This window comes from Streptomyces sp. NPDC004658, assembly GCF_040609555.1.
Classification (GTDB): Bacteria; Actinomycetota; Actinomycetes; order Streptomycetales; family Streptomycetaceae; genus Streptomyces.
Map to the genome: position 1 here is coordinate 70041 of NZ_JBEXKG010000019.1, position 7012 is coordinate 77052.

Below are 7012 nucleotides of genomic sequence, written 5' to 3' on the forward strand. Positions count from 1 at the left end.
CACCCCCGTCCAGGTGCCGCGCGGGGTCGGCGTCCGGGTGGTGAACGAGGACGGCGACGTCCGCGGCGACGACGGCTCGGTGACGGTGTCCGTGCCCCGCGACGACAGCGGCCCGCGCCGGGTGTCGGCGCACACCCGGGACGGGAAAGTCACGGTGCGTACGGCGAACTGACCGGCCCGTGTGTTCGTCTTCAACGGGTGGGAGAATGACACCACCCAGGGCGGACCACAGCACGGGAGAGGGATGTGACGGCGACACCGGGCACGCCAGCCAGCCAGTGGTACCCGCAGCCGTCCACCGCACGGGCCCGGCGCGGCCCCTCCCCGCTGCGGGACGCCCTCACGCTGCTCGGCCTGCCGGTGCTGGCCGCGCTCGCGCTGCCCGTCGCGTTCGCCGGCGGCGGCACCCGGCGCTGGTTCGGGGGGCGCGCGGAGAGCCAGCGGGCCGACGCGCAGGCCGCGAAGGACGCGGCGGCGACGGCGTTCTACGAACTCGACACCGCGCAGCGGGATCTGCGGATCTCGGTGGAGACCATCTCGGCGGTGGACGACTCCCCCGCCGCCCGGCGCGCCGTCTCGGACTTCGAGGCGCTCGGGCAGCGGATCGACGAGGCCAGCCGGCGCTACATCCAGGCCGTGGACGCCCACGACCTGGACCGGGACGACCTGGAGGCCGGCACCGCGGCCCGGGCGCGGGCCGAACTGACCGCGGCCAAGGACGAACTGGTGCGGGTCCGGCAGGAGCTGGACCGGTTCGGCGGCTCGCTGGAGCCGCTGCTGGGCAAGGCGGAGACGCAGCTGGCCCGGCTGGCGCCGGCCGTGGAGCGGGCCCGGCAGTCGCTGCTGGCGGCGAGCAACGCGCTGGACGCCGTACGGGAGCGCAACCTGCGGGCCGATGAGCTGGCCGCGCGGCTGGCGGCCCTGTCGCCGGAGCTGACCAGGCTGAACGAGGGCGCCGGGCGGCACGGGGTGCAGGCGACGCTGGAGCGGGCCGAGCGGGTGCAGCGGGAGGCCGGGGCGATCCGAGCCGAGGCGGAGCGGCTGCCGGAACGGGCGGCCGAGATCGACCACCGGCTGGTGAGCCTGCGCACCAGGGCCCAGGCGCTGACCACGCGGGCCGGGCAGGTGGAGCCGGTGCTGAGCGAGTTGCGCCGCCGGTTCGCCGCCGCCTGCTGGCAGGACCTCCAGCACGTGCCGCAGCAGGCCGCGGAGAACGTCCGGCAGGCCGAGCTGAAGCTCCGGGAGGCGCAGGCGGCGCGGGACGCGCAGCGCTGGGCGGACGCCACCTCGCTGCTGTCGACGGCGCGGGCCCTGCTGAACACCACCGACGAGGCCGTGTCGGCCGCCGGTGACCGGCTGAACAGGCTGAACGCGGTGCAGAAGGATCCGCAGGCGGAGATCGAGCGGACCCGGTTCGCGATCCGGGACGCCCAGCGGCTGGCCATGACGGGCCGTACGACCCCCGATCCGCGGCACGCCCGGCCGCTGGACGACGCGGTGGCCCGGCTGGAGCGGGCGGTCGGCACGCTGGAGGGGAGGCACCCCGACTACTGGCACTTCCTCACCGAGACGGAAGGGGTGCGGCGGACCGTGGCGCGGGTGGTGGCGCAGATCCGCGAGGAGCGCGGAGCCGGGCACTGACCTCCGCGTGTTGCCGGGGGTGCGGGGCAAGCGGATATTGAGAGGAACGGATGGCCTCCGCTAGCGCCCGAGGGAGGCGGACATGGCCACACACGCAGTGCACACGAGGAAAGCCGAGGAGCGCCCACGGCCCCGGCTGGACGACCATCTCCCCGTCGACCACCGGCTCAACCAGGTCTACCGGATCGGCGCCGGACTCATCGGCGCGTTCCTGGTCGCCTTCGGCATCCTGGGCCTGATCGACCAGATCGGCTTCTTCAGCACCGGCGGCAACACGGTGGCCGGGCTGAACTCCAACGGCGCGCTGAGTGTGCTGTCGATCTGCATCGGCGCGGTGCTGCTGGTCGGCATGGTGATCGGCGGGAACTTCGCGTCGACCCTGAACATGGTCCTCGGCGTGCTGTTCCTGCTGAACGGCTTCCTGTTCCTCGGCCTGCTGGACACCGACAGCAACTTCCTGGCGTTCAAGATCCAGAACGTGTTCTTCAGCTTCATCGTGGGTCTGCTGCTGATGACCTTCGGGATGTACGGCCGGGTCGGCCATGCCCTGCCGCACGACAACCCCTACTGGCGGGCCCGCCACCCCGACGCCTCCCCGCCGGAGCAGCGGACGCCGCCCGAGCAGCCGACGCGGCAGGAGCAGCGTCCGATGGACGAGCAGCGGGAGAGGCGGGAGCGGCAGGGCCCGCGGCAGCCAGGACGGGGTCAGGTCCTGTAGGCGTAGAACGCCGCGTTCGGGTACGAGGCGACGAGGCTGGCCACCGACCGGTTGTACGTGTTGGTCGAGTGGTAGCTCACGTACGGCACGCCCCGGCTGTCCCGGTACGTGACGATCATCGAGTGGTCCTTGGACCCGTCGCGGTTGAAGTCCATCTGCAGCACGTCGCCGAGGTCCATCTGGTAGACGTTGGCGAGGCTGGTGGCGCGCTTCGAGGACAGGGCGAACCAGGAGAACTCGTTGACGCCGACGAACGAGTCCGACTGGATGTCGGCGGTGCCGAACCACTTCTTCCAGTCGTACGTGTAGCCGGGCACGTGCTTCCAGCCGCCGGCCTTCAGGACCTGGCTGACGAAGTTGGTGCAGTCGCCGCCGGCCCCCTGCCCGTTGAAGTCCGGGTAGGCCGGGTTGTACTTGTTCCAGTACTTCTGCGCGTACGCCACCATGGCCTTGTAGTCGTAGCCGGTCGCGGAGAAGTCCTTCTTGTTGACCGGTGCGGGCCAGGTGGTGGCGGAGCGGGCCGCGGAGGGCGGGCCGTCGTCCGCGGTGGCGGTCTTCACCGAGGTGACGGCGGGCTTGGCGACCTGGTTCACCGCGAGGTAGCCGTCGTCGGTGTCCCGGATGCCGGTGAGCTGCCAGGTGCCGTGCCGGTCCGCCTGGAAGGTCAGCTCGTGGTGGGCCTGGAAGCCGGTCGACTTCGGTCCCTTGGCGGTGGCCTTGTCGTAGGTCAGCGTCGTGGTCTCGGTGACGGCGACCTTGGCGTGCCGGCCCTTCACCTGCGTCGCGTCGAGCGTGACCTTGGTGCTGCCCGCGCGGTACGTCTCGCCCAGCCGGGCCAGCCGGCCGCGGCGGTCACGCAGCTCGTCCAGCGCGGACTTCTCCTGGCGGGTCTGCCCGCCGGACAGGCGAACCGAACCGGAGAAGCCGGACGCGTGCCGGGTCTCCGCCTTTCCGGCGCCCTCCACGAGGGCCTGCGTGCGGTCGGTGAAGACCGCGTCGGCCAGCCGCTGGAAGGTCGCCTTGGTCGCCGCGTCCACCGTCGGATCGTCGGTCACCGCCGCACCCGCGCTCCAGTTGGGCACCAGGGCCACGCCCGCGACCACCGAGGCGGCCGCGGCGGTGACTATGGCCGTGCGGCGCCGCCCACGGCTCAGTCTTCTAGATTTCAATGATGTTCCCCTCTACGCCGGTACACCTACCGGGCGAGGGGCATCTTCGCACGCCGTGTGCGTCGGTTGTGAAGGGGGTTGCACAAGTGGAATCCCCTTCACGCGTCCGTCACTTGACGACCGCCGACCAGTCGGGCGACTGGGCGGGGTCGAGGGTGCGCAGGGCGGCCAGGGTCTGCGGCTTCTGCGCGTCGAGCCAGTCGGCCAGCTCCTTGAAGGACACGCACTTGACGCCCTTCTTGGTGCAGACGTTCTTGACCACCTGGTCGATGGCCTTCATGTAGATGCCGCCGTTCCAGTCCTCGAAGTGGTTGCCGATGAACAGCGGGGCCCGGCTGCCGTAGTACACCCGGTTGAAGCCGGCCATGTAGGAGTCGACGGTCTGCTGCTCCCACTGGGGGAACTTGGCCGGGTCGCCCTGGGTCTCGCCGTCGGACTGGTTGTAGAGGAAGTTGAAGTCCATCGACAGGCCCTGGTACTTGCCGCTCTCGTACGGCAGCATCTGGAGCGGGAAGTCCCATATGCCCTTCTTCTTGGAGGGCCATATCTGGAAGTCGCCCGGCGAACTGGCGTCGTAGCGCCAGCCGTAGCCCTTCATGGCCTTCAGCAGGTTCGGCTGGCCCTCCAGGCACGGCGCCCGGCCGCCGGTCACCTCCTTCTTGAAGTCGAAGGGCAGCGGGGGGAGGTCCTTGAAGCCGGTGTTGGTCTTCCAGTGCTCCACGAAGGAGTAGAACTGGTCGATCTCGCTCTTCCACTCCTCGACGCTCCAGTCGCCGCCCCCCTTGGCGCCGCAGAAGTGGCCGTTGAAGTGGGTGCCGATCTCGTTGCCGTCCTCGTACGCCTTGCCCAGCTGCTCCACCGTGCTGCGGATGTGGTCGTCGGTGGCGTAGTCGATGGCGGCGTCGCCCGGGGAGTGCATGGGGCCGTGGTACAGGGACTTCTTGCTCTTGGGCAGCAGGTAGATGCCGGTGAGGAAGAAGGTCATGTGGGCGTTGTACTCCTTGGCCAGCTCCCGGTAGTGCGAGAACAGGTGGTCGCTGCCCTCCAGCGCGCCGTCCCAGGAGAAGACCACGAACTGGGGCGGCTTCTCACCGGGCTTGAGCGGCACCGGCTTCAACTGCCCCTTCTGCGGCCCGGTGTAGGAGGTGGAGCCGTCACCGAGGACCTTGGTCCTGCCGTCCCACTCCGGGGTCGGGCTGGCCTTCGGCGCGCTCTTCGGTCTCTTGCCGGCCGCGGCGGCCGGCGTGCTGTTGCTGTCCGTGCCGGACAGCGCCAGGAACCCGGCGACCAGCGAGGCGACGACGAGGAGGGCGGCCAGCGTCAGAACCTGCGGCCGGGTGGCGCGGGGCGCACTGCGGCGGCGGGGGGCGCGACGGCGGCCTGACGACGACATCTTGCGGGGCATGCGCGGCTCATTCTGCGGAAGGGGAGGGTCTACGGGTCCCGGCTCAGCCGAGACCCGTCGCTGCCGACCAGAGGGCATACGGGACGCTGTGGGCGGGCGTGCCGGCCAGGCCCTTGAGCGGCAGCGGCTCCAGGGACTTGGCCAGATCGATCCGGTAGACGACGATCGCGGTGGACACGGAGTCGGCGGTGCCGACGTACCAGGCGGCGGTGTCCTTCTCGGTGGTGCCGGCCTTCCCGGACACCCCGGACCGGCCGGCCGCCGTCTCGGGATGGGCGGTGCGGAAGGAGTCGGTGAGCGCCTCCGTGACCTCCTCGGCCACCTTGGCGCCGACCGCGCGCCTGGGGCGCGGGGTGGCCAGGGCGACCGGGGAACCGTTGCGGGTGATCCGGCGCACCGAGTACGGCTCGGTGTGGTTGCCGCCGGCGGCGAAGGTGGCGTAGCCGCCGGCCATCCGGATCGCGCTGGGCGTGGAGTTCCCCATCGACAGGGCCGGCACCTGGGGGCCGATGCTGGAGGACAGCAGTCCGCAGGCCACGGCGGTCTGGCGCACCCTGTCCAGACCGGTGTCCATGCCGAGCTGCATGAACGGGGTGTTCACGGACCGTGCCACGGCCTCGCGCAGGGTGATGTCCCCGTACGACCGGCCGCCGTCGTTGTGCGCGGCGACCTTCTTGCCGCTGCGGTCCCAGTACGGCCCCTCGGGGGTGGTGACGGGCACGCCGTCGTCGCCGTCGTAGACGCTGTCCGGACCGATGGGCGTGGCGGGTCCGCCGCGCGTCTTGTGCACCCCGTGTTCGAGTCCGGCGGCGTAGACGAACGGCGTGAACGCGGTGCCGGCCGGCACGGTGGTCGCGTTGGACTCGTTGTAGCCCTGGGTGCGGTGGTCGGGGCCGCCGTAGACGGCGAGGATCCGGCCGTCCGCGGCCACCGAGGCGGCGCCGTAGTGGCCGTTCTTCGCCGCCGCGGGGTTGTCCTGCCTGGCCTGCTTGCGGGTCTTGGTGACGGCGTCGGTGAGCGCCTTCTCCCGCTTGCGGTCGAAGGTCGTGTAGATCTGGTAGCCGCCCAGGTCGAACTGCTTGTCCGTCAGGTGACCGGCCTTCTTGGCGTACTGCGAGGCCAGCTCCACCAGGTAGTCGCTCTGCGCACCGGTGTTGTACAGCGGGTTGCTCTTCAGCGGCTCCGGGAACTTGGTGTACTCGGCCCGTTCCTGCGGCGACAGTTTGCCGATCTTGACCATGCGGTCGAGGATCCAGGACCAGCGCTCGACGGCCCGGGCGTGGTTGGCCTTGCCGAGCGTGGGGTCGTACAGGCCGGCGCCCTTGAGCAGCCCGGCGAGCATGGCCGCCTCGGAGGCGTTGAGCTTGCCGACGTCCTTGCCGTAGTACGCCTGGGCGGCGCGCTGGATGCCGTAGCTGCCGCGGCCGAACCAGCTGGTGTTGAGATAGCCCTCCAAAATCTGGTCCTTGCTCATCCTGTTGTCCAGTTTGAGGGCGATCATCGCCTCGGTGAATTTACGGCTGATCGTCTGATTCTGCGTCAGATAGACGTTCTTCACATACTGCTGGGTGATGGTCGATCCGCCTTCGGTGTCCCCCTGGCCCAGCGTGCGGAACACCGCCCGGGTGATGCCTTTTGCGGATATGCCCGGGTCCGAGTAGAAACTCTCGTTCTCCGCCGCGAGCACCGCCCAGCGGACGTCCGGGGGAATGTCCTTCAGGGGCATCGCCTGCCGCTGCACCCAGCCCGTACGGGCCATGGGCGTGCCGTCGGACCAGAAGTAGACGTTGTCCTGCTGGGTGGCGTACGAGTTGAGGTTCTCGGGTATGTCCGTCATCGCGTACGCGGTGACGAGGAACGCGCTGAGCAGACCGAACGAGGTCAGGATGGCACCGAGCCACTGGCGCCAGGAGGGTATCCAGCGCCGCCAGCCGGTACGGCCGGGGCGCGGGTACACCGGCTTCAGGCGGCGCGCGTAGGGGGCTATTCGGCGCGCGTACGGGGCCAGCGGGCCGAGCACCGGCATCGGCATGATACGACGGGTTGAGGACGAGGAGCTGGGCGCATGACGCACGAGGC

6 protein-coding genes are annotated in these 7012 nt (G+C 70.4%); 3 read left to right on the forward strand and 3 right to left on the reverse strand.

Annotated elements, in window-relative coordinates:
- The first annotated feature begins 13 nt into the window (after positions 1 to 13).
- The 3 genes from ABZV94_RS10415 (at position 14) to ABZV94_RS10425 (ending at position 2359) form a co-directional block, all read left to right on the forward strand.
- Positions 14 to 172, forward strand: coding sequence for a hypothetical protein (locus tag ABZV94_RS10415; protein WP_356339330.1), 159 nt, complete (start codon positions 14 to 16; stop codon positions 170 to 172).
- 74 nt (positions 173 to 246) lie between these two features.
- The gene (locus tag ABZV94_RS10420) at positions 247 to 1641 is read left to right on the forward strand and encodes a hypothetical protein (RefSeq protein WP_356339315.1); all 1395 of its coding nucleotides are present in this window, start codon (positions 247 to 249) and stop codon (positions 1639 to 1641) included.
- Between the two features lie 82 nt (positions 1642 to 1723).
- On the forward strand, positions 1724 to 2359 hold the full coding sequence (locus ABZV94_RS10425) for a DUF4383 domain-containing protein (protein WP_356339316.1): 636 nt from the start codon (positions 1724 to 1726) through the stop codon (positions 2357 to 2359).
- Here the strand turns inward: ABZV94_RS10425 and ABZV94_RS10430 are convergent.
- The 3 genes from ABZV94_RS10430 to ABZV94_RS10440 all read right to left on the reverse strand — a co-directional run bounded on the left by ABZV94_RS10430 (position 2347) and on the right by ABZV94_RS10440 (position 6965).
- On the reverse strand, positions 2347 to 3450 hold the full coding sequence (locus ABZV94_RS10430; protein WP_356339328.1) for an amidase domain-containing protein: 1104 nt from the start codon (positions 3448 to 3450) through the stop codon (positions 2347 to 2349). The genes ABZV94_RS10425 and ABZV94_RS10430 overlap by 13 nt on opposite strands.
- A gap of 187 nt (positions 3451 to 3637) precedes the next feature.
- Positions 3638 to 4933 (reverse strand): hypothetical protein, encoded by a 1296-nt coding sequence (locus ABZV94_RS10435; protein WP_356339318.1) that lies wholly within the window; start codon positions 4931 to 4933, stop codon positions 3638 to 3640.
- Positions 4934 to 4976: 43 nt separating this feature from the next.
- Positions 4977 to 6965, reverse strand: coding sequence for a transglycosylase domain-containing protein (locus ABZV94_RS10440; RefSeq protein ID WP_356339320.1), 1989 nt, complete (start codon positions 6963 to 6965; stop codon positions 4977 to 4979).
- Positions 6966 to 7012 lie beyond the last annotated feature (47 nt).

Coding starts and splice junctions, on each gene's coding strand:
- ABZV94_RS10440 (WP_356339320.1), bottom strand. CDS start 6,965: ATGCCGATGCCGGTGCTCGGCCCGCTGGCCCCGTACGCGCGCCGAATA.
- ABZV94_RS10435 (WP_356339318.1), bottom strand. CDS start 4,933: ATGCCCCGCAAGATGTCGTCGTCAGGCCGCCGTCGCGCCCCCCGCCGC.
- ABZV94_RS10425 (WP_356339316.1), top strand. CDS start 1,724: ATGGCCACACACGCAGTGCACACGAGGAAAGCCGAGGAGCGCCCACGG.